The 19,745-nt window shown below is 38.4% G+C and carries 20 protein-coding genes, 5 tRNA genes and 2 rRNA genes; 17 read left to right on the forward strand and 10 right to left on the reverse strand.

The genetic code is table 11. The features are described 5' to 3' along the window. The first annotated feature begins 102 nt into the window (after positions 1 to 102). The 6 genes from rrf (A8M50_RS00005) (at position 103) to murQ (ending at position 2,756) form a co-directional block, all read left to right on the forward strand. Positions 103 to 218, forward strand: a 5S ribosomal RNA gene (gene rrf / locus A8M50_RS00005). 46 nt (positions 219 to 264) lie between these two features. Then, positions 265 to 380 (forward strand): 5S ribosomal RNA (gene rrf / locus A8M50_RS00010). 12 nt (positions 381 to 392) lie between these two features. Continuing rightward, positions 393 to 469 (forward strand) — tRNA-Asp (locus A8M50_RS00015). A 16-nt stretch (positions 470 to 485) separates the two neighbouring features. Then, positions 486 to 561: transfer RNA gene (locus tag A8M50_RS00020), tRNA-Trp, on the forward strand. A gap of 134 nt (positions 562 to 695) precedes the next feature. Then, on the forward strand, positions 696 to 1,835 hold the full coding sequence (locus A8M50_RS00025) for an anhydro-N-acetylmuramic acid kinase (protein WP_005646843.1): 1,140 nt from the start codon (positions 696 to 698) through the stop codon (positions 1,833 to 1,835). Between the two features lie 9 nt (positions 1,836 to 1,844). Beyond that, positions 1,845 to 2,756, forward strand: a complete 912-nt coding sequence (gene murQ, locus A8M50_RS00030; protein WP_005646735.1) for an N-acetylmuramic acid 6-phosphate etherase — start codon at positions 1,845 to 1,847, stop codon at positions 2,754 to 2,756. Between the two features lie 29 nt (positions 2,757 to 2,785). Here murQ and A8M50_RS00035 read toward each other — a convergent pair whose 3' ends face one another. Both A8M50_RS00035 and envC read right to left on the reverse strand, forming a co-directional pair. After that, positions 2,786 to 3,628, reverse strand: a complete 843-nt coding sequence (locus A8M50_RS00035; protein ID WP_005646800.1) for a divergent polysaccharide deacetylase family protein — start codon at positions 3,626 to 3,628, stop codon at positions 2,786 to 2,788. After that, a complete protein-coding gene (envC, locus tag A8M50_RS00040; protein ID WP_005646789.1) occupies positions 3,628 to 4,860 on the reverse strand; it encodes a murein hydrolase activator EnvC in 1,233 nt (410 codons plus the stop codon). The genes A8M50_RS00035 and envC overlap by 1 nt, the downstream gene beginning before the upstream one ends. A 175-nt stretch (positions 4,861 to 5,035) precedes the next feature. Between envC and A8M50_RS00045 the strand changes: the two genes are divergently transcribed. Both A8M50_RS00045 and A8M50_RS00050 read left to right on the forward strand, forming a co-directional pair. Beyond that, positions 5,036 to 5,719, forward strand: a complete 684-nt coding sequence (locus tag A8M50_RS00045; protein ID WP_005625827.1) for a 2,3-diphosphoglycerate-dependent phosphoglycerate mutase — start codon at positions 5,036 to 5,038, stop codon at positions 5,717 to 5,719. A 77-nt stretch (positions 5,720 to 5,796) separates the two neighbouring features. After that, positions 5,797 to 6,399, forward strand: a complete 603-nt coding sequence (locus A8M50_RS00050) for a hypothetical protein (RefSeq protein ID WP_005646743.1) — start codon at positions 5,797 to 5,799, stop codon at positions 6,397 to 6,399. A gap of 85 nt (positions 6,400 to 6,484) precedes the next feature. Here A8M50_RS00050 and rpmE read toward each other — a convergent pair whose 3' ends face one another. Beyond that, a complete protein-coding gene (gene rpmE / locus A8M50_RS00055) occupies positions 6,485 to 6,697 on the reverse strand; it encodes a 50S ribosomal protein L31 (protein WP_005625828.1) in 213 nt (70 codons plus the stop codon). A 174-nt stretch (positions 6,698 to 6,871) separates the two neighbouring features. Between rpmE and mutY the strand changes: the two genes are divergently transcribed. From mutY to A8M50_RS00080, 5 genes are all read left to right on the forward strand, one after another. Further along, positions 6,872 to 8,008: an A/G-specific adenine glycosylase gene (gene mutY / locus A8M50_RS00060; protein ID WP_005646847.1), complete on the forward strand. Its 1,137-nt coding sequence runs from the start codon at positions 6,872 to 6,874 to the stop codon at positions 8,006 to 8,008. After that, positions 7,986 to 8,258, forward strand: coding sequence for an oxidative damage protection protein (locus A8M50_RS00065; RefSeq protein ID WP_005646769.1), 273 nt, complete (start codon positions 7,986 to 7,988; stop codon positions 8,256 to 8,258). The genes mutY and A8M50_RS00065 overlap by 23 nt, the downstream gene beginning before the upstream one ends. A 14-nt stretch (positions 8,259 to 8,272) precedes the next feature. After that, positions 8,273 to 9,349 (forward strand): membrane-bound lytic murein transglycosylase MltC, encoded by a 1,077-nt coding sequence (gene mltC, locus A8M50_RS00070; protein WP_032826606.1) that lies wholly within the window; start codon positions 8,273 to 8,275, stop codon positions 9,347 to 9,349. A gap of 235 nt (positions 9,350 to 9,584) precedes the next feature. Beyond that, positions 9,585 to 9,660: transfer RNA gene (locus A8M50_RS00075), tRNA-Phe, on the forward strand. Positions 9,661 to 9,662: 2 nt separating this feature from the next. Continuing rightward, positions 9,663 to 9,738: transfer RNA gene (locus tag A8M50_RS00080), tRNA-Asn, on the forward strand. Positions 9,739 to 10,192: 454 nt separating this feature from the next. On the opposite strand, the gene A8M50_RS00085 is transcribed toward A8M50_RS00080, so the two are convergent. From A8M50_RS00085 to A8M50_RS00115, 7 genes are all read right to left on the reverse strand, one after another. Further along, positions 10,193 to 10,278: transfer RNA gene (locus tag A8M50_RS00085), tRNA-Leu, on the reverse strand. 23 nt (positions 10,279 to 10,301) lie between these two features. Continuing rightward, complete coding sequence (secG, locus tag A8M50_RS00090) at positions 10,302 to 10,643, reverse strand: preprotein translocase subunit SecG (protein ID WP_005646786.1); 342 nt, start codon at positions 10,641 to 10,643, stop codon at positions 10,302 to 10,304. 108 nt (positions 10,644 to 10,751) lie between these two features. Continuing rightward, positions 10,752 to 12,707, reverse strand: a complete 1,956-nt coding sequence (locus tag A8M50_RS00095) for a DNA topoisomerase III (protein WP_005646774.1) — start codon at positions 12,705 to 12,707, stop codon at positions 10,752 to 10,754. Between the two features lie 15 nt (positions 12,708 to 12,722). Further along, positions 12,723 to 13,325: a recombination mediator RecR gene (recR, locus tag A8M50_RS00100; RefSeq protein ID WP_005646852.1), complete on the reverse strand. Its 603-nt coding sequence runs from the start codon at positions 13,323 to 13,325 to the stop codon at positions 12,723 to 12,725. A 62-nt stretch (positions 13,326 to 13,387) separates the two neighbouring features. Then, positions 13,388 to 13,717 carry a YbaB/EbfC family nucleoid-associated protein gene (locus A8M50_RS00105; RefSeq protein ID WP_005629464.1) on the reverse strand — a complete coding sequence of 110 codons (330 nt, stop codon included), beginning with the start codon at positions 13,715 to 13,717 and terminating at the stop codon, positions 13,388 to 13,390. A 168-nt stretch (positions 13,718 to 13,885) separates the two neighbouring features. After that, positions 13,886 to 14,731 (reverse strand): 23S rRNA (adenine(2030)-N(6))-methyltransferase RlmJ, encoded by an 846-nt coding sequence (locus A8M50_RS00110; RefSeq protein WP_005646739.1) that lies wholly within the window; start codon positions 14,729 to 14,731, stop codon positions 13,886 to 13,888. Positions 14,732 to 14,803: 72 nt separating this feature from the next. Then, entirely contained in the window at positions 14,804 to 17,407 is a 2,604-nt protein-coding gene (locus A8M50_RS00115; protein WP_005646737.1) for a penicillin-binding protein 1A, read from the reverse strand. A 98-nt stretch (positions 17,408 to 17,505) separates the two neighbouring features. Here A8M50_RS00115 and A8M50_RS00120 point away from each other — a divergent pair, with 98 nt between their 5' ends. The 4 genes from A8M50_RS00120 to A8M50_RS00135 are packed head-to-tail and all read left to right on the forward strand — an operon-like array spanning position 17,506 to position 19,741. Further along, the gene (locus A8M50_RS00120; RefSeq protein ID WP_005646833.1) at positions 17,506 to 18,303 is read left to right on the forward strand and encodes a type IV pilus biogenesis protein PilM; all 798 of its coding nucleotides are present in this window, start codon (positions 17,506 to 17,508) and stop codon (positions 18,301 to 18,303) included. Then, positions 18,304 to 18,813: a hypothetical protein gene (locus A8M50_RS00125; RefSeq protein ID WP_005646745.1), complete on the forward strand. Its 510-nt coding sequence runs from the start codon at positions 18,304 to 18,306 to the stop codon at positions 18,811 to 18,813. Then, positions 18,810 to 19,331 (forward strand): competence protein ComC, encoded by a 522-nt coding sequence (comC, locus tag A8M50_RS00130; protein ID WP_005646796.1) that lies wholly within the window; start codon positions 18,810 to 18,812, stop codon positions 19,329 to 19,331. Before A8M50_RS00125 ends, comC begins: the two co-directional genes overlap by 4 nt. After that, entirely contained in the window at positions 19,328 to 19,741 is a 414-nt protein-coding gene (locus tag A8M50_RS00135; RefSeq protein ID WP_005646770.1) for a pilus assembly protein PilP, read from the forward strand. Before comC ends, A8M50_RS00135 begins: the two co-directional genes overlap by 4 nt. Positions 19,742 to 19,745 lie beyond the last annotated feature (4 nt).

The following is a 19,745-nucleotide window of genomic DNA, read 5'->3' on the forward strand; positions in this document are numbered from 1 at the left end:
TAACTAAACGTTCAGCTTGTAGCCAATAAGAACGAGTGAAAGGTCGAATAAGAGCTGAGTAGCGAGAGGTAGAAGAGAAAAGACGAGTTATCAAAGAATTATCCTGGCGGCGATAGTGCGGTGGAACCACCTGACACCATACCGAACTCAGAAGTGAAACGCTGTAATGCCGATGGTAGTGTGGGGCATCCCCATGTGAGAGTAGGGCACCGCCAGGTTTATTTTTTTAGTTTATTCATTGAATAAATTAAAAAAATAAAAATTTTTGGCAGAGATAGTGCAATAGATCCACCTGATACCATACCGAACTCAGAAGTGAAATGTTGTAACGCTGATGGTAGTGTGGGGTATCCCCATGTGAGAGTAAGGCACTGCCAATTACCACATTTAGCGGAGTGGTAGTTCAGCTGGTTAGAATACCTGCCTGTCACGCAGGGGGTCGCGGGTTCGAGTCCCGTCCATTCCGCCAATTTATTCATACCAATAGGGGCGTAGTTCAATTGGTAGAGCACCGGTCTCCAAAACCGGGTGTTGGGAGTTCGAGCCTCTCCGCCCCTGCCATTAAAATCTTCTTTTCAATTAATCATAAAATATCTTTATACTCATACCTTTTTCATATTATTTAATAATTCTTTTTATTTTTCTTTTTGAATTAGATATATAATTATCAAATTTTAAATATAAAAATAATTAGTATGAAACCTCAATATTATCTTGGCATGATGTCTGGAACTAGTTTAGATGGAGTAGATATTGCTTTCGTTGATTTTTCTCTAGAGCCTCGACTTATCTTATCTGATTTTTTTCCTATGCCAGAAAATTTACGTCATAAATTAACCAAACTCATTCAAGCAGGTGAAACAACTCTACAAAATTTAGGCGAACTGGATCATGAGCTTGCTTTACTGTATTGTGATTGTGTACATACCTTTCTACAAAAATATAATCTTATTCCAAGCCAAATTGAAGCTATTGGTTGTCATGGGCAGACTGTATGGCATTCTCCTGCTTCGGAATTTCCTTTCACGATGCAACTAGGCGATATGAATTTATTGGCAGCGAAAACGGGAATATCTGTTATTGGTGATTTTCGTCGTAAAGATATGGCTTTAGGCGGACAAGGGGCTCCTCTTGTACCCGCTTTCCACAAAGCTGTATTCTCAAATCCTAATTTTGCTACAGTTGTTTTAAATATTGGTGGGATTAGTAATGTCTCTATATTGTTTCCTAATCAACCTGTAATTGGCTTTGATACAGGTCCAGGTAATACATTATTAGATCAATGGATAGAAAAACACCAAGGCCATCGCTATGACAAAAATGGCGAGTGGGCTTCAAAAGGCAAAGTGAATCAAGTTCTGCTTGATGAATTATTAAATGAACCTTTCTTCTCTTTACCAGCCCCAAAAAGCACAGGGAGAGAGTTATTTAATATTGACTGGTTAATTGGCAAAGTAGAAAAAGCATCTGTAGAACTTACCGCTCTTTCATCTAAAATGACATTAGCCCCAGAAGATGTGCAAGCGACTCTTGTTGAATTGACGGTAACAAGCATTGTTAATGCACTAAATCAGCTCCAAACAGATTTACCAAAACGTTTACTAGTATGTGGCGGCGGTGCAAAGAATAGCTTAATTATGCGTGGATTGCATGATAATTTACTCGATTGGCAGGTTGGTACAACGACAGAGCAAGGTTTTGATATTGATTATGTAGAAGCCGCTGCTTTTGCTTGGTTGGCTTATTGTCGAGTGAACAATTTACCAGCAAACCTGCCTAGCGTAACTGGCGCAAAAAGTGCGGTTAGTTTGGGGGCTATTTTTCCTAAAGACTAAGGTCAAAATATGAATGACATTATATTAAAAAGTTTATCTACGTTAATTACGGAACAACGAAATCCGAACTCAGTTGATATTGATCGTCAAAGTGCTTTAGATATTATTCGATTAATGAATAAGGAAGATAAACAAGTTCCTTTAGCTATTGAAGCATGTTTGCCTGAGATTTCTTTAGCGGTAGATAAAATCGTTCATGCTTTTCAACAGGGTGGGCGTTTAGTATATATTGGGGCAGGGACGAGCGGTCGTCTCGGCGTATTAGATGCGTCAGAATGTCCCCCTACATTTGGTGTATCTTCGGAAATGGTCAAAGGTATTATTGCGGGGGGCGAACATGCTATCCGTCATCCCGTAGAAGGGGCGGAAGACAATACAAAAGCTGTACTTGAGGATCTACAAAGTATAAATCTCTCAAAAAATGATGTATTAGTCGGAATTGCTGCAAGTGGCCGCACACCTTATGTTATTGCAGGTCTTCAATACGCTAAATCTCTTGGTTCTTTGACAATTTCTATTGCGAGTAATCCAAAATCTGCGATGGCTGAGATAGCCGATATTGCGATAGAGACTATTGTTGGCCCTGAAATATTGACGGGATCTAGTCGCTTAAAATCTGGTACCGCACAAAAAATGGTACTGAATATGCTGACTACGGCAAGTATGATCTTATTGGGTAAATGTTACGAAAATTTGATGGTCGATGTACAAGCCAGTAATGAAAAGCTTAAAGCACGCGCCGTGCGTATCGTAATGCAGGCAACGGATTGTGATAAAGTGCTCGCTGAGCAGACATTAATTGAAGCAGATCAAAATGCCAAGCTTGCAATTATGATGATTTTAAGTAATTTATCAAAATTAGAGGCCAAGGCATTATTAGAAAGACATCAAGGTAAATTAAGAAATGCACTTTCTAAATAAGACAAAAACCTGATTGTAAAATCAGGTTTTTATTTTGGAATTCCACGTAGTAATCCTACGGGTTCAAAAGGTTCCATTGAGGTTGGCGCAGGCATTTCTGTAAATAATAAAACAAATGGCTTAGGCGGGTTTACTTTTTCATTACGCCATAAGTTGCCCATTCCGACAAGTTGGATATCTGATGGTAAATTGTTAAGACCTGCTTGTAACACCGCTATTGTATTTGGACGAGGATGTCCTATCGCAATCGCTGTACCATGTTTCCTTGCATATTGAATTGCAACTTGAAATTGATGTTGAACGTCAGCTAGTTCGTTACTGTCATCTAAAAATATGTGGCGATCTAATGAACGAACTCCTTGTTCTTTTGCTATTTTTCCTGCTACAGATTTTCCTATTGTTCGACTATCTAAAAAGAATAAATGTTTTTCTTGAAGTGCGGTCATTAAATAAGTCATTAATTGGGGATCGGCTGTAGCGGCACTGCCCATGTGATTATTCATGCCAATTGCATAATTCACGATATTTTTGGCTGTATTTACCCGATCATTGACCTGCGCTGAAGACATTCCTAAATGTAGTCCTCCATCTTCTATTTTCACCGCACTCACCGGTTGCATCGGCATATGAATTAAAATGTCTCGACCTTGAGATTTTGCTTCTTGATTTCTTGCTCGAGCATGAGGCGCAGCAGGAATAATTGCTACGGAAATTTCTCGCGGCATTGCAAAAATAGCCGCATCTTCTTTGAGATGATAGCCGACATCATCAATAACAATAGCAAGTTTATTTTGCGCAAGGGAGATGGAAGTATAAAGTGCGGTAGAAAAAATGATGAAATTTTTCACCGCACTTTTTATGAGAAGTTTCATTAACGAATCCATCCGGTTGGATTCACTGGTGTGCCTTTTCGGCTAATTCCAAAATAGAGTGCGGAACGAGAGATTTCACCAGTATTGCCCACTTGAGCAATAGTTTGTCCAGCAGAAACAAGTTGACCAACTTTTACCAATACGGCTTGATTGAAACCATACAAACTTAAGTCAGTTTCTCCATGTTTAACGATGACCATATAACCGTAGCCATTCAAATACCCTGCTAAAATGACACGTCCAGCCGCAATGGCTTTGACTGCAGTTCCAGATGAGGCACCAATAACCATACCTTTCCAACGAACTTCACCTGCCTGAATCGTTCCAAAATTATGTAAAGTTGGCCCTGAAACTGGTGCTGAATATTGTTTTTTGGCAATCCCTAAACCACTTGCGCTGTTAAGCAATTGGCGTTCTTGTGCTGTCGGTTGATAAGGCTTTGAAGTCCGTATTTCTTCAGCTTTTTGTCGTTGTGAAAGCGCTTCTCGCTCTCTTTTTTCTTGTTCTAATGCCGCTTTTTCTGCACGTTGAATTTCTTGACGGAGCGCTTGTTCGTTAGCTTTTAGGCTATCCAATTTATTTTGATCTCTCGCCAAATTTTTATTAAGTTCATTTAGTGTAGATTGGCGTTCTTGTTGTGATTTTTGTAATTCTTGCTGCTGTTTTTTTTGTGTTAAAAGTTGATCTCGATGATTTTTTTGTTGGCCTAAGATTGATTCTTTTTGGGATACAATTTGAGATTGTGTTGCTTTTAAACTATCAATTATTTCTATTCGAACTTGGTTTAAATGTTGATAGTACACTTTCATGCGTTCTGCTTTTTCCGCATTTTTAGAAAACATTTTTTCAATGACGGAAGGATTTAAACCCGAGCGATAAATCATATCCATTTGTTTCGCTAAGCGTGATTTTTGTTCAGATTCTTGTTTTTCCAATTGTTTGAGTTGTTTATCTGAATCAGAAATTTGCTTACGAATTTCTTTCAAGCTCATTTCTGTTTCATGTAACTCCCCCACGACAGCATTAATTTTACTTTCATGGTTTTTCAAATTAGCTTGTAACTTAGCTTGCTCGCGTTTTTGTTCAGCAATTTTAGATTCTTGTTGCTTAATTTGCTTTTGAATCTGGTTAAGATCGGACGCATGGCTTATTGGGGAAAAAATCAACAAACCGCAGCCAAAAAGTGCGGTGAAAAATGGCGATATTTTTTTGTTTAATCCCGAATACAGCATAATTTTTCCTAAATTCTTAAAATCGCACAAATCTTATCATATTTGTTAAAAGGCGAAAAAGTTTAGCCCCTATTTTTTGCTAAAGATCAGGAAAACTCGCCTTTTTGCTTTTAAACATACTCAATTTTTGCTATAAAGTGCGAGTTATCTTTTACTTAAATTTTAGGAGATTCTTATGGAATTAGTATTTATCCGTCACGGTTTTAGTGAATGGAATGCGAAAAACTTGTTCACTGGCTGGCGTGATGTAAATTTAACAGAACGCGGCGTAGAAGAAGCAAAAGCAGCGGGCAAAAAATTATTAGATGCTGGCTATGAGTTTGATATCGCATTTACATCTGTGCTAACTCGAGCAATCAAAACTTGTAACATCGTGTTAGAAGAATCCCATCAATTATGGATTCCTCAAGTGAAAAACTGGCGTTTAAATGAACGTCATTATGGTGCCTTACAAGGTTTAGATAAAAAAGCGACTGCGGAACAATACGGTGACGAACAAGTTCATATTTGGCGTCGTTCTTATGACATTTCTCCACCAGATTTAGATCCACAAGATCCAAATTCTGCACATAATGACCGTCGTTACGCAAATATTCCGTCTGACGTTGTGCCAAATGCAGAAAACTTAAAAATTACTTTAGAGCGTGCACTTCCATTCTGGGAAGACCAAATTGCACCAGCAATGCTTTCTGGTAAACGTGTTTTAGTTGTTGCTCACGGTAACTCACTCCGTGCGTTGGCAAAACATATTATCGGTATTTCTGATGCTGAAATTATGGATTTTGAAATTCCAACAGGCCAACCTTTAGTATTAAAACTAGATGATAAATTAAATTATGTAGAACACTACTACCTTTAATTTATCGCTTTACTTTTTTTATTTAGCATTCAAAGTGCGGTTAATTTTAACCGCACTTTATGTTTAAGGAGACATGAATGAGAAAATTGATAACGTTCATTTTGGTATTGTTGCCATTTTTTACGACATCAGTTACTGCAGCACCAGTACATAAAAATCAAATAAATAAAAAAATTGTAGTAACTAAATCTTTAGATAAAAAACAACAAACTAAAAAAATGAAAGAAATGAAATTAGTACTAACCAAGAAAACTAGTACTAAAAATAAAAAACAAGTTGAGAAATTGACAGACAAAAAGCCTAAAGCTTTGGTAAAGGAAATTAGCTCGAAACCTAAGACATATATTGAGAAAAAGCCGACAACAGTTGTTTCAACAATACATGAAAAAACAGCAAAGGAGAAGTCAGTTTATAAGCCAGTGATCGTGCCACAATGTAATGATTTTTCTGTGTCAAAAGTGCTATCTGATGCATTTAAGCAGCAAGGAGATGCAACGAAAACCAGCATGATGGTGAAACAAATTCTTCAAGCAAGAGAAACGCAATTTTATCCACAAAAAGGTATTAGAAGTTGCCATGCTTTAGTGGTGACTGAGAGCAAAAGTTATCAAACAGATTACAGCGTTATTTTGAATGATAAAGGATTTTTCGTTCAGGTTGAGAATGCGATGGGTTTGTAAACTAGTTTGTTGAAATGAGCAACATTTTATCTTCTTGATAAAACAAAACCCCGCAGATTGGCGGGGTTTTTTAAACAAGTCCAAATTATTTTGTGCTTGGAATTTTGAAACGGCTGTTGAAACGCTCAACACGACCACCAGTATCAACAACACGTTGTTTACCAGTGTAGAATGGGTGGCAGTTACCACACACATCAAGATTGATGTCTTTACCTAAAGTTGAACGAGTTTTGATCACATTACCACAAGAACAGGTTGCTGTGATTTCTTTATATTCAGGATGAATACCTTGTTTCATAGAAAACCTCAAAATGAAGCCACGCCGCTATAAGAACTTTCTCCCCACACCGCGTGAGTTAATAATACGCCATAATTGGCACCAAATAGATCGCGGATTATACTGAAAAAATACAGATAAACAAGCCCTATTTTCGTGTAAAATCATTCGGATTTTTAACTGCACTTTTCTTTTATGTTAGCAAAATCTTCAAGTAACGCACCTTTTGCACAATCAGTGCTGAAATGGTATGACAAATTTGGCCGCAAACATTTACCGTGGCAACAAAATAAAACGCTTTATGGTGTATGGCTTTCTGAGGTGATGTTACAACAAACACAAGTCGCGACAGTCATTCCTTATTTTGAGCGATTTATTAAAACATTTCCAAATATCACCGCACTTGCCAATGCTTCGCAAGACGAGGTTTTGCATTTATGGTCTGGTTTAGGCTATTACGCTCGGGCGCGTAATTTGCATAAGGCTGCTCAGAAAGTGCGGGATGAATTTAATGGAAATTTTCCGATAGATTTTATGCATGTTTGGGCGTTACCAGGCGTGGGGCGCTCGACAGCTGGAGCTATTTTATCTTCCGTATTAAATCAGCCTTATCCGATTTTAGATGGTAATGTAAAACGAGTGTTAGCTCGCTATTTTGCTGTTGAAGGGTGGCCTGGTGAGAAAAAAGTAGAAAATCATTTGTGGACGTTGACGGAACAGGTTACCCCCACAGATCGTGTCGCGGATTTTAATCAAGCTATGATGGATATCGGCGCGATGGTATGTACGCGAACTAAACCAAAATGTGAGCTTTGCCCATTAAATTTAGAGTGTTTAGCTTATCAAAATCATAGTTGGGAAAAGTTTCCTGCTAAAAAGCCTAAAAGAAATATGCCAGAAAAAGAGACTTATTTTTTGATTTTATCTAAAAATGGCAAAGTGTGCTTGGAGCAGCGAGAAAACTCGGGGTTATGGGGCGGATTGTTTTGTTTTCCACAATTTGAAGATAAAGCTTCGTTGCTTCATTTTTTAGTGCAAGAAAAAGTCAGCTATTATCAAGAATGGCCAGCTTTTCGTCATACCTTTAGCCATTTCCATTTAGATATCCATCCTATTTATGCAGAAATGGACGGTGGAATTAATATTGAGCAAGCTAATTTAGATTGGCGCAAAGTTGTGGAAAGTCCAAAAGAATATCAATCAAATCTATCAAGTGCGGTCAAATATTGGTATGATCCGCAAAATCCTGAACAGATCGGGCTGGCTCAGCCTGTGAAGAATCTTTTAATACAATTTGCAAGGAATTATTATGGCAAGAATGGTATTTTGTGAGTATTTCAAACAAGAAGAGGAAGGTTTAGATTTCCAACTTTATCCTGGAGAACTCGGTAAACGAATTTTTGATTCGGTGAGTAAGAAAGCTTGGGGCGAATGGATTAAGAAACAGACAATGCTAGTGAATGAGAAAAAACTCAATATGATGAATGCGGAACACCGTAAATTGCTAGAACAAGAAATGGTAAATTTTTTGTTTGAAGGTAAAGATGTTCATATTGAAGGTTATGTTCCTCCATCAAATTAATTGGCTGTTATACAATGAAAAAGTATTTAGTATTAGCGTTATTACCGCTTTTGTATGCTTGTAGCGACTCCTTGAATCGTGGAGGCATGAATTATGATGAGTCCTTTGCAAAAGATACGCAAGGGTTAGATATCCTCACGGGGCAATTCTCGCATAATATTGACCGCATTTGGGGTGTAAATGAATTGTTAGTGGCTAGTCGAAAAGATTACGTGAAATATACAGATTCTTTTTATACGCGTAGCCACGTGAGTTTTGATGAAGGTAATATCGTTATTGAAACCCAGCAAGATCTAAATCGTTTACATAATGCTATTGTCCATACCTTGTTAATGGGGGCAGATGCAAAAGGTATTGATTTATTTGCATCTGGCGATGTGCCGATTAGCTCTCGTCCATTCCTTTTAGGGCAGGTTGTGGATCATCAAGGGCAACAAATTGCTAATCAAGTTATTGCAAGTAATTTTGCCACTTACTTGATTCAAAATAAATTACAAACTCGTCGATTACAAAACGGGCATACCGTGCAATTTGTTGCGATTCCAATGATTGCCAATCACGTAGAAGTGCGTGCGCAGAAATATCTACCATTGGTTCGTAAAGCGGCTGAACGTTATGGCATTGATGAAAGTTTGATCTTAGGTATCATGCAAACAGAATCTAGTTTTAACCCATATGCGATTAGCTATGCAAATGCAATTGGATTAATGCAAGTCGTGCCTCATACAGCAGGCCGAGATGTGTTTGCAATGAAAGGAAAGGGCGGTCAACCATCAACGCGTTATTTATATGATCCTGCGAATAATATTGATGCTGGCGTATCTTATTTATGGATTTTGCAAAATCAATATTTAGATGGAATTACGAATCCGACCTCAAAACGTTTTGCAATGATTTCTGCTTATAATAGTGGTGCCGGTGCTGTATTGCGTGTTTTTGATAATGATAAGGATATGGCGATTTACAAAATTAACCAAATGTATCCAGAGCAAGTTTATCGCATTCTAACGACGGCTCACCCATCATCACAAGCTCGCAATTATTTGTTGAAAGTAGATAAAGCACAGAAAAAATTCCGTGTAAGACGATAGTTGGATTTTTTCAGATAATTAAAAATGCTCGTTGGGAAATACCATCGAGCATTTTTTATAATAAGTGCGGTTTATTTTACAATAATTTTATTATTTCGTTGTTTTAATAAACATATTGATGATTAACTATTCAAACGCAACGTTTTTTTGTATTTTTTTAAATTTAGGTGTTGACCGAATCCCGAAAAAATAGTTTAATACGCTCCGTTGTCAGGCAGTAGCCAATAACGATAACGCCTCGATAGCTCAGTCGGTAGAGCAGGGGATTGAAAATCCCCGTGTCGGTGGTTCGATTCCGCCTCGAGGCACCATTTCCTCCTTAGTTCAGTCGGTAGAACGGTGGACTGTTAATCCATATGTCGCAGGTTCGAGTCCCGCAGGAGGAGCCAAATTTAGAAAAGCCGCTAAAGAAATTTAGCGGCTTTTTGCTATATCTTGTACCAGCACATAAATGATTTCTCCGTTTAAAACGGAAGTTATTAACCATCAGAATTAATTCTGTTTTTCCTTATCTTCTTTCTTTTGTATTTTCATTAATGCTTTGAATCAGTAAAGAAAAACGTTCATATGAACCTTGTGTATATTTATAAAGATTATATCTAGTTATAAAAGGAGTGGTTTCTTACAGCTTGTAATAATGAAATAAAGCCTTTATAGGGCATTCAAGGAAAACTCTTTGCCATATCTAATAATCAGGTCTTATCTTCTATAGTTTACTGTTTTTGATATTGAATCTTGGAGGGGGTATTGTGATGGAATATGAGACGAGAAATAAGATAAAACTAATAATAGTAGATAAAACAAAACCCCGCGATTAGTTTCGCGGGGTTTTGTTTAGTTAAATGGTGCTCTGGGCGAGACTTGAACTCGCACGACCTGTGGTCACTACCCCCTCAAGATAGCGTGTCTACCAATTCCACCACCAGAGCGTTAATTTTATGCTAATCCTATTTTATTGTGGGATGTCGCTATTTTTATTGTCTTTCGCTGGAGCTGTTTGTTGTTGCTGAACTTGCTCTGCAGCTTTTGATAAATCGTCAAAAGCACCTTTTTGAATATTGCCTTTATGTGAATTCATGTTACCTAAAACAAGAGCAATAACAAAAAATGCGGTTGCTAAAATCGCGCTAGTACGTGTTAAAAAGTTACCTGCACCAGCAGAGCCAAACATTGTACCTGATGCGCCACCACCAAAAGATGCGCCAGCATTCGCTCCTTTACCTTGTTGAACGAGAATAAACCCGATCAAGGCAATCGCGACAACAACATAAATAAATAAAAGAACTTGATACATTTTTTCTCTCTAATTTGCAATTTTGCAAGAAAACTGGTCGTGAATGTTATAGAAAATTCAATTTTCTCGCAAGTGCTTTGCATAAAAAAAATATTAATTGGTTTAACTTTAATCAGTTTGACCGTTTGATTTACTCGATTTTTTTACCGCACTTTTAGGTTTGGTTCTATCGGATTTGATCATTTTAATGCGGCTTAATTGTCTTAATGCATTAAGATCTACAAAACGGACTAAATCAGGCAACATTTGATTCAAGTTATGCATAAATTGCTGATAGGTTGCTTGTTTTTGACTAATGTCTGTGAGTTGCGATTCCCAATGGGCCGTCATATCTGGTTGGGTGGCAATATCTGGTAATGCCTGAATTAAAATTCTTCCTGTTTCTGTACTGTGAATATTTCGCCCTTTTTTCGTTAAAAAACCGCGTTTAAAAAGTAATTCAATGATGCCTGCACGAGTAGCCTCTGTACCCAATCCATCGGTTTCTCGCAGAATTTTTTTGAGTTCTTTATCCTGTACAAACCTTGCAATCCCCGTCATTGCTGAAAGCAAGGTTGCATCCGTGAAAGGCTTTGGCGGCTGAGTTTTTTTACTTATGACTTCTCCGCGTTCACAATGCAAAATTTGTCCTTTCTTTACTATTGGTAATAAGGGTTCTTGATTTTCTGTATCGTCTTCTTTGCCTAACAATTCTTTCCACCCGGCCGTTTGTAAATTTCGCGCTTGAGCTATAAAAGTACCGCCGGCAATGTTTAATGTGATTTTGCTTTTACGATATTCTGCGTCAGGACAAAATTGCATTAAATATTGGCGAGCGATAAGGCTGTAAATATTACGTTCTTCTTGTGTTAGATTTACTGGACGATTTTTGGCCGTTGGAATGATTGCATGGTGAGCTTCTACTTTTTTATCATTCCAACAGCGATTTCTTTGTTCAGTTGAAATGACATTTGGTAAGCGTTGATAAGCTTCAAAATGGGTTGAAATTGCATTTAATACGTTATGGCGTTCTGCAAAATGTTCTTCGGGCAAATAGCGACAATCAGAACGCGGATAAGTAATTAAACGATGAGTTTCATATAGGCGTTGACACGTATCTAATACGGTTTGAGCGGACATACCAAATCGCTTTGCTGCATCAATTTGTAACGCAGAAAGGGAATAAGGCAAGGGCGCCGTTTCTTTTTCACGAACGTCTTTGTATTCGGTTACTTCCGCAGGTTGATTTGTAATACGTTTTACAACGTTTTCTGCTAATCCTTTAGAGAGCACCCTGCCGTCATCATCTTGGTAATCTTCACAAGCTTTGCTTGGTTGCCATAAGACACTGAAAAGTGCGGTTGATTTTTCCTGAGTTTTTTCTTCTTTATTCTCTGGATTAATCCAAGCGAGCACTTCAAAAAAGTCTTTGGGTTGGAAATGTTCAATTTCCAAATCTCGACGTACAATTAAACCTAGTACTGGGGTTTGTACTCGACCAACTGAAAGCACGCCATCATAGCCAGTTTGTCTGCCACGAATGGTATAGGCTCTGGTCATATTAATGCCATAAAGCCAATCGGCGCGGGCTCGTGCGAGTGCGGATGTGGCAAGAGGAATAAAGTTACGGTTGGGTTGTAATTTTTTAACCGCTTTTTCTACTGCACTTGGATTTAGGTCGCTAATCAAGCAGCGTAAAATTTTATCGCGTTTTTCGGCAGATAAATTGGCATAACTGAACACTTCATCTACAAGTAATTGTCCTTCTCTATCAGGGTCTCCTGCATTAACAAGTGTATCCGCTTGATGGATCAGTTTTTCTACCACAGAAAGTTGTTTTTTTACTTCTTTTCGCGGTAAAAGTTGCCATTTTTCAGGAATGATAGGGAGATGTTCTAAACGCCATTGTTTGAATTTGGGATCATAGGCATTGGGTTCAGCTTGCTCGAGCAGATGCCCTACACACCAAGTTACCACATCATTATTGCCACATTTGATAAAACCATCCCCACGTTGATGGGGTTTGGGGAGCACATCAGCAATAGCTCGAGCTAAGCTTGGTTTTTCAGCGATAAATAAACGCATAATGGTATGAGGACATTAGTCGATTTGACGACGACCTAGAAAAGAGTGAGTCAGCGTTGTGCCGTCCACAGTTTCCAGTTCACCACCGACAGGAATGCCATGAGCGATACGACTCACTTTGATATTATGTTGGCGGCACATTTCAGCGATGTAGTTTGCTGTTGCATCGCCTTCCACTGTTGGGTTTGTTGCAAGAATCACCTCGTGGAAAGATTCTTCTACTAAACGTTTTTGCAGTAAATCTAAACCAATTTCACGAGGACCAATACCATCAAGTGGTGATAAGTGTCCCATTAAGACAAAATAACGTCCTGAAAATTGTCCAGTTTGCTCAATTGCTTGAATATCTGCTGGCATTTCAACGACACAAAGCAAACCTGAATTTTGACGGCGTAGATTATTGCAAATGTTGCAAGTGTCTTCTTCCGTAAAGTCTCGACATTGTGAACAATGACCAATTTTAGACATGGCTTCTGTGAGTGCTCGAGCTAAATTCATCCCACCGCTACGATTACGTTGTAAAAGATGATAAGCCATACGTTGCGCAGATTTAGGCCCTACGCCTGGAAGACAACGTAAGTTTTCAATAAGGTGTTCTAAAAGTGGGCTGCTTTGCATAGTGATTTAATGAAAGGTAAATAAGAGATGACGCGTGAATTTTATATTCACGCGCCTAATAATTAAAACGGAAACTTCATTCCTGGAGGCAATGGCATTCCAGCAGTAACCGATGCCATTTTTTCTTTTTGTAATTCTTCTGCACGACGTACCGCATCGTTAAAAGCGGCCGCGATTAAATCTTCTAACATTTCTTTATCGTCTTCCATTAAAGACGGATCAATGTCAATGCGACGGCAGTTATGTGCACCATTAATTGTGATTTTCACTAAACCTGCACCAGATTCACCCGTTACTTCTAGTTGCGCGATTTCTTCCTGCATTTTTTGCATTTTTTCTTGCATTTGTTGGGCTTGTTTCATTAAGCCGCCTAAACCGCCTTTTCCAAACATAATGTTATCCTTTATTAAGTCAAAAATTGCGTGCATTCTAGCGAAAAAATAGGCTTTTGGGAACAGTGTGGTTAATGATTTGGGGTATTTAAAATCTCAGAAAATTTCACCGCACTTTTGAAGTCAAGTGCGGTGAAATTTAGTGGTGTTTAGAATGGGAAGAGACGGTTATTCAGGTGTAATCCATTCGACAGTCCAGTTTCCTGTACCTTCTGGAACTAATGTTTTTGTGAGATAAGGCAAAATTTCTTTCATTTGGGTTTCTAATGTCCAAGGTGGATTAATTACCACCATACCGCTTGCCGTCATACCTCGTTGATCGCTGTCAGGGCGAACAGCGAGCTCAATTTTTAGAACTTTTCTAATCCCCGTTGTTTCTAATTCCTTAAAAATACGTTTAGTTTGTTTGCGTAATACAACGGGATACCAAATCGCATAAGTGCCAGTGGCAAAACGCTTATAGCCTTCTTCAATAGCTTTGACGACAAGATCATAATCTTCTTTTAATTCATAAGGCGGATCGATTAGCACCAAGCCTCGGCGTTCTTTTGGAGGTAGCGTTGCTTTGACTTGTTGAAAGCCATTGTCACATTTTACGGTGACATTTTTGTAGTCACTAAAATTATTGCGAAGGATTGGATAATCGCTAGGATGAAGCTCAGTCAATAGTGCGCGATCTTGTGGGCGCAACAATTCAGCAGCAATTAACGGCGAGCCAGCATAATAACGTAGTTCTTTGCCACCATAATTGAGTTTTTTGATCATTTTTACATAACGTGCAACATCTTCGGGTAAGTCTGTTTGATCCCACAAGCGTCCAATACCTTCTTTATATTCCCCCGTTTTTTCTGATTCGTTTGAGGATAAACGATAACGACCTACACCAGAGTGCGTATCCAAATAAAAAAAGCCTTTTTCTTTGAGTTTAAGATTTTCCAAAATGAGCATTAAGACGATATGTTTCAAGACATCGGCGTGATTGCCTGCATGGAATGAGTGACGATAACTCAGCATAATATATCCTTTGTTTAATAACGAAGGCGAGCCAATTGACTCGCCTGATTATGCACTAAAGTGCGGTCATTTTTAGAAGAGTTCTTCTGGCTGGCTAACTGGCACGGGCGCTTTTCCTCCAGTACCATTTAAGCGTTGTTGTAATTCTGGTGGCACATAGTAACCGCGCTCTTGCATTTCGGAAACGTATGTACGGGTTGGTTCAGTTCCTACAATAAAGTATTCTTTTCTTCCACCAGATGGAGAGAGCAAACCAGTCATCGTATCAATACTTTTTTCCATAATTTTTGGTGGTAATGGTAATTTACGTTCTGGTTTATCGCTCAATGCTGTTTTCATATAAGCGACCCAAGCTGGCATTGCAGTTTTCGCACCTGCTTCACCTTTACCCAATACTCGTTTGTTGTCATCAAACCCGACATAAGTTGTGGTTACTAAGTTTGCGCCAAATCCTGCATACCAAGCCACTTTTGAACTATTGGTGGTACCTGTTTTACCGCCTATATCGCTACGTTTAATAGTTTGTGCAATACGCCAGCTGGTTCCTTTCCAGTCTAGATCTTGCTCACCATAAATCGCCGTATTTAAGGCGCTGCGAATTAAAAATGCTAACTCGCCACTGATTACTCGAGGAGCATATTCTATCTTAGATGAACCATTTTTTGCATCCGCCATTAAATCTATCGCATCTTCTTTAAGTGCAGTGACATTTGACTGTAATTCTGGCAGTTCAGGCACAGTTTCAGGTTGTTGATCAACTTCCTCACCGTTTGTACTGTCATCTGATGGTTTTAAGGCATTTTCGCCTAAAGGAATATTCGCAAAGCCGTTGATTTTGTCTTTCGTTTCACCATAAACAACTGGGATATCATTACACTCAATACAAGCAATTTTAGGGTTTGCAACAAACAAGTCTTTACCCGTGTTATCTTGAATTTTTTCAATGATATAAGGTTCAATGAGGAAACCGCCATTATCAAACACCGCATAAGCTCTAGCCATTTCTAATGGTGTGAAAGAGGCTGCGCCAAGCGCTAAGGCTTCACTTGCAAAATATTGATCACGTTTAAAACCAAAACGTTGTAAAAATTCTGCTGTGAAATCAATACCTGCCGTTTGGATAGCACGAATAGCAATCATATTTTTGGATTGACCTAATCCTACGCGTAAACGCATTGGACCATCATAACGATCAGGTGAGTTTTTTGGTTGCCACAGTTTTTGTCCTGGTTTTTGAATAGAAATTGGGCTGTCTTGTAATACGCTAGAAAGTGTTAAACCTTTTTCTAATGCCGCTGCGTAAATAAATGGTTTGATAGAAGAACCCACTTGAACTAAGGATTGTGTCGCACGGTTGAACTTACTTTGTTCATAGCTAAAGCCACCAACAATAGCTTCAATCGCACCATTATCTGAGTTAATAGATACTAATGCAGAGTTGGCAGCTGGAATTTGTCCTAATTGCCATTCACCATTAGTGCGTTGACGAATCCAAATTTGCTCACCTACTTTTACAGGATTACTTCTGCCAGTCCAACGCATTGCATTAGTGGATAGCGTCATTTTTTCACCGGATGCTAATAATAGATCCGTACCACCTTTTGCCATTCCAACCACAGCCGCTGGAATAAATGGTTCAGAATCTGGCAATTTACGTAAAAACGCTAGAATACGTTCATCATCCCAAGCAGCTTCATTTTTTTGCCATAAAGGCGCACCACCACGATATCCGCGACGCATATCGTAATCAATTAAGTTGTTACGTACGGCTTTTTGGGCTTCAGCTTGGTCTTTTGAAAGTACAGTGGTAAATACTTTATAACCACTGGTGTAGGCGTTTTCTTCACCAAAACGGCGAACCATTTCTTGGCGAACCATTTCAGTGACATAATCAGCACGAAATTCAAATTTTGCGCCATGATAACTAGCAACGATAGGCTCTTTTAATGCAGCATCATATTCTTCTTTGCTTATGTATTTTTCATCTAACATTCGGCTTAGCACCACATTGCGGCGTTCTTCTGAGCGTTTTAAAGAATAAAGCGGGTTCATGGTTGAAGGTGCTTTTGGTAAGCCTGCGATAATGGCCATTTCCGATAATGTCAATTCATTTAATGATTTACCGAAATAGGTTTGTGCAGCAGCCGCAACACCATAAGAACGATAGCCTAAAAAGATTTTGTTTAAATAAAGCTCTAAGATTTCTTGTTTGGTTAGGGTATTTTCAATTTCTACGGCAAGTACGGCTTCACGAGCTTTGCGAATAATAGTTTTTTCTGGGGTTAAGAAAAAGTTACGTGCTAATTGTTGGGTGATCGTACTTGCACCTTGTGATGCGCCACCATTATTCACTGCAACAAATAACGCACGGGCAATGCCGATAGGGTCTAATCCGTGATGATCGTAAAAGCGGCTATCTTCTGTCGCTAAAAATGCATCAATTAAGCGTTGTGGTACTTCAGCTAATTTTACTGGAATACGTCGTTGCTCACCCACTTCACCAATTAATTTACCGTCGGCCGTATAAATCTGCATTGGCTGTTGTAATTCAACGGTTTTTAATGCTTCTACTGAGGGCAATTCTGATTTTAGGTGGAAATACAGCATTCCGCCTGCGACTAAACCTAAAATACATAAAGTTAATAGGGTACTAAATATTAATTTTGCGATCCGCATCGTAAAATTCTCGCTTCGTTAATGAATATTCTTGTTAAGAGACCTATGATTTGGCTGCTAAGTATAAAAGATTCAGCCTTTAAAGAATAGGAAAGAATATGCAATTCTCTCGGAAAAATCACCGCACTTTACAAATTGGTATTCACCGTAAACAAGGTAATTTTGATTTTGTGTGGTTTGATGAACTTGAACAGCCACAATGTTATCAAGCCTCTATCAATGATAGTGATTTAAAAAATCGTTTTTTGCGACATTTAAAAACACAATCTCAAGGGAAAACCTTTTCTTTGCAGTTTGTGGCAAGTATTTCTGCTCACTTGACTTGGTCGAAAGTATTAATTTTGCCGCAAATATTAAATGCGCAAGAATGTCATCAACAATGTAAATTTGTGATTGAGAAAGAATTGCCCATTCCTTTAGAGGAATTGTGGTTTGATTATATTTCTACCCCGTTAAAGCAAGGTTTTAGTTTAGAGATTACAGCAATTCGAGAGACGAGTGCGCAAACTTATTTGCAAGATTTTCAACCATTTAAAATTAATGTGTTAGATGTTGTTCCTCATAGCATCTTGCGTGCATTTCAATATTTGTTGAATGAACAAGTGCGGTCAGAAAATACCTTATTTTTATTTCAAGAAGATGACTACTGTTTGGCGATTTGTGAAAGATCTCAGCAATCGCAAATTTTACAATCTCACGAAAATTTGACCGCACTTTATGAGCAATTTACCGAACGTTTTGAAGGGAAAATTGAACGAATTTTGGTTTATCAAATTCCTTCAAGTCATACGCCATTACCAGAAAACTGGCAGCGAGTCGAAACAGATTTACCTTTTATCGCACTTGGCAATGCGCTGTGGCAAAAAGATTTACATCAACAAAAAGTGAGTAGCTAAATGTCGATGAATTTATTGCCTTGGCGTACTTATCAACATCAAAAACGTTTACGTCGTTTAGCTTTTTATATCGCTTTATTTACCTTGCTTGCTATTAATTTAATGTTGGCTTTTAGCAATTTGATTGAACAACAGAAACAAAATTTGCAGACACAGCAAAAGTCTTTTGAGCAACTTAATCAGCAACTTTACAAAACTACCACGCAAATTGATCAGTTACGCAGTGCGGTGAAAGTTGGTGAAGTTTTGCACTCTCTCACGAATGGGCAAGTTCAAAATAGTTTGCAGCAATTAAGTGAATTGCCTCTTCAGAAAGGCGAATTAAACCGATTTAAACAAGATGGCCATAACTTAAGTTTTGAGGGGCGAGCGCAAGATCAAATGGAATTTGAGTCGGTACATCAATTTTTAAAGCAACATTTCCCCAATGTGAAATTAAGTCAAGTTCAGCCTGAGCAACATACATTGTTTTTTCGCTTTGATGTGGAAGAAGTTGGAGAAGATAAGTGAAAGCCTTTTTGAACGATCCTTTTACTCCTTTTGGAAAATGGCTAAGCCAGCCTTTTTATGTGCACGGTTTAACTTTTTTATTGCTATTAAGTGCGGTGATTTTTCGCCCTGTTTTAGATTATATCCAGGGGAGCTCACGTTTCCATGAAACCGAAAATGAGCTAGCGGAGAAACGATCAGAATTGTTGCATCAACAGAAAATTTTAACTTCTTTACAGCAGCAATCCGAAAGTCGAAAACTTTCTCCAGAACTGGCTGCGCAAATTATGCCTTTGAATAAACAAATTCAACGTTTAGCTGCACGTAATGGTTTATCTCAGCATTTACGTTGGGAAATGGGGCAGCTGCCCATTTTGCATTTACAGCTTACTGGGCATTTTGAAAAAACGAAGACATTTTTAACCGCACTTTTAGCTAATACGTCACAGCTTTCTGTAAGCCGGTTGCAATTTATGAAACCCGAAAACAGCCCTTTGCAAACCGAGATCATTTTTCAGCTAGATAAGGAGGCAAAATGAAGTATTGGTTTTACCTGATTACATTATTTTTTATGAATTGCAGTTGGGGACAAGATCCTTTCGATAAAACACAGCGTAACCGTTCTCAGTTTGATAACGCACAAACAGAGCTTGAGCAGACAGAAATAATTTCCTCAGATGTACCTAATAATCTATGCGGAGCGGATGAAAATCGCCAAGCAGCTGAAATTCCTTTGAACGCTTTAAAATTGGTGGGTGTAGTAATTTCTAAAGATAAAGCTTTTGCCTTATTACTGGATCAGAATTTGCAAATTTACAGCGTTTTAGAGGGCATTGATGTAGCTCAAGAAGGATATGTTGTAACAAAAATCAATCAAAATAAAGTTCAATTTATGCGTAAGCTCGGTGAGCAATGTGATAGCGTTGAACAGAAAGAATTAAGTTTTTAAAGGA

Origin of the sequence: Haemophilus haemolyticus (assembly GCF_001679045.1) — a bacterium.
Classification (GTDB): Bacteria; Pseudomonadota; Gammaproteobacteria; order Enterobacterales; family Pasteurellaceae; genus Haemophilus; species Haemophilus haemolyticus.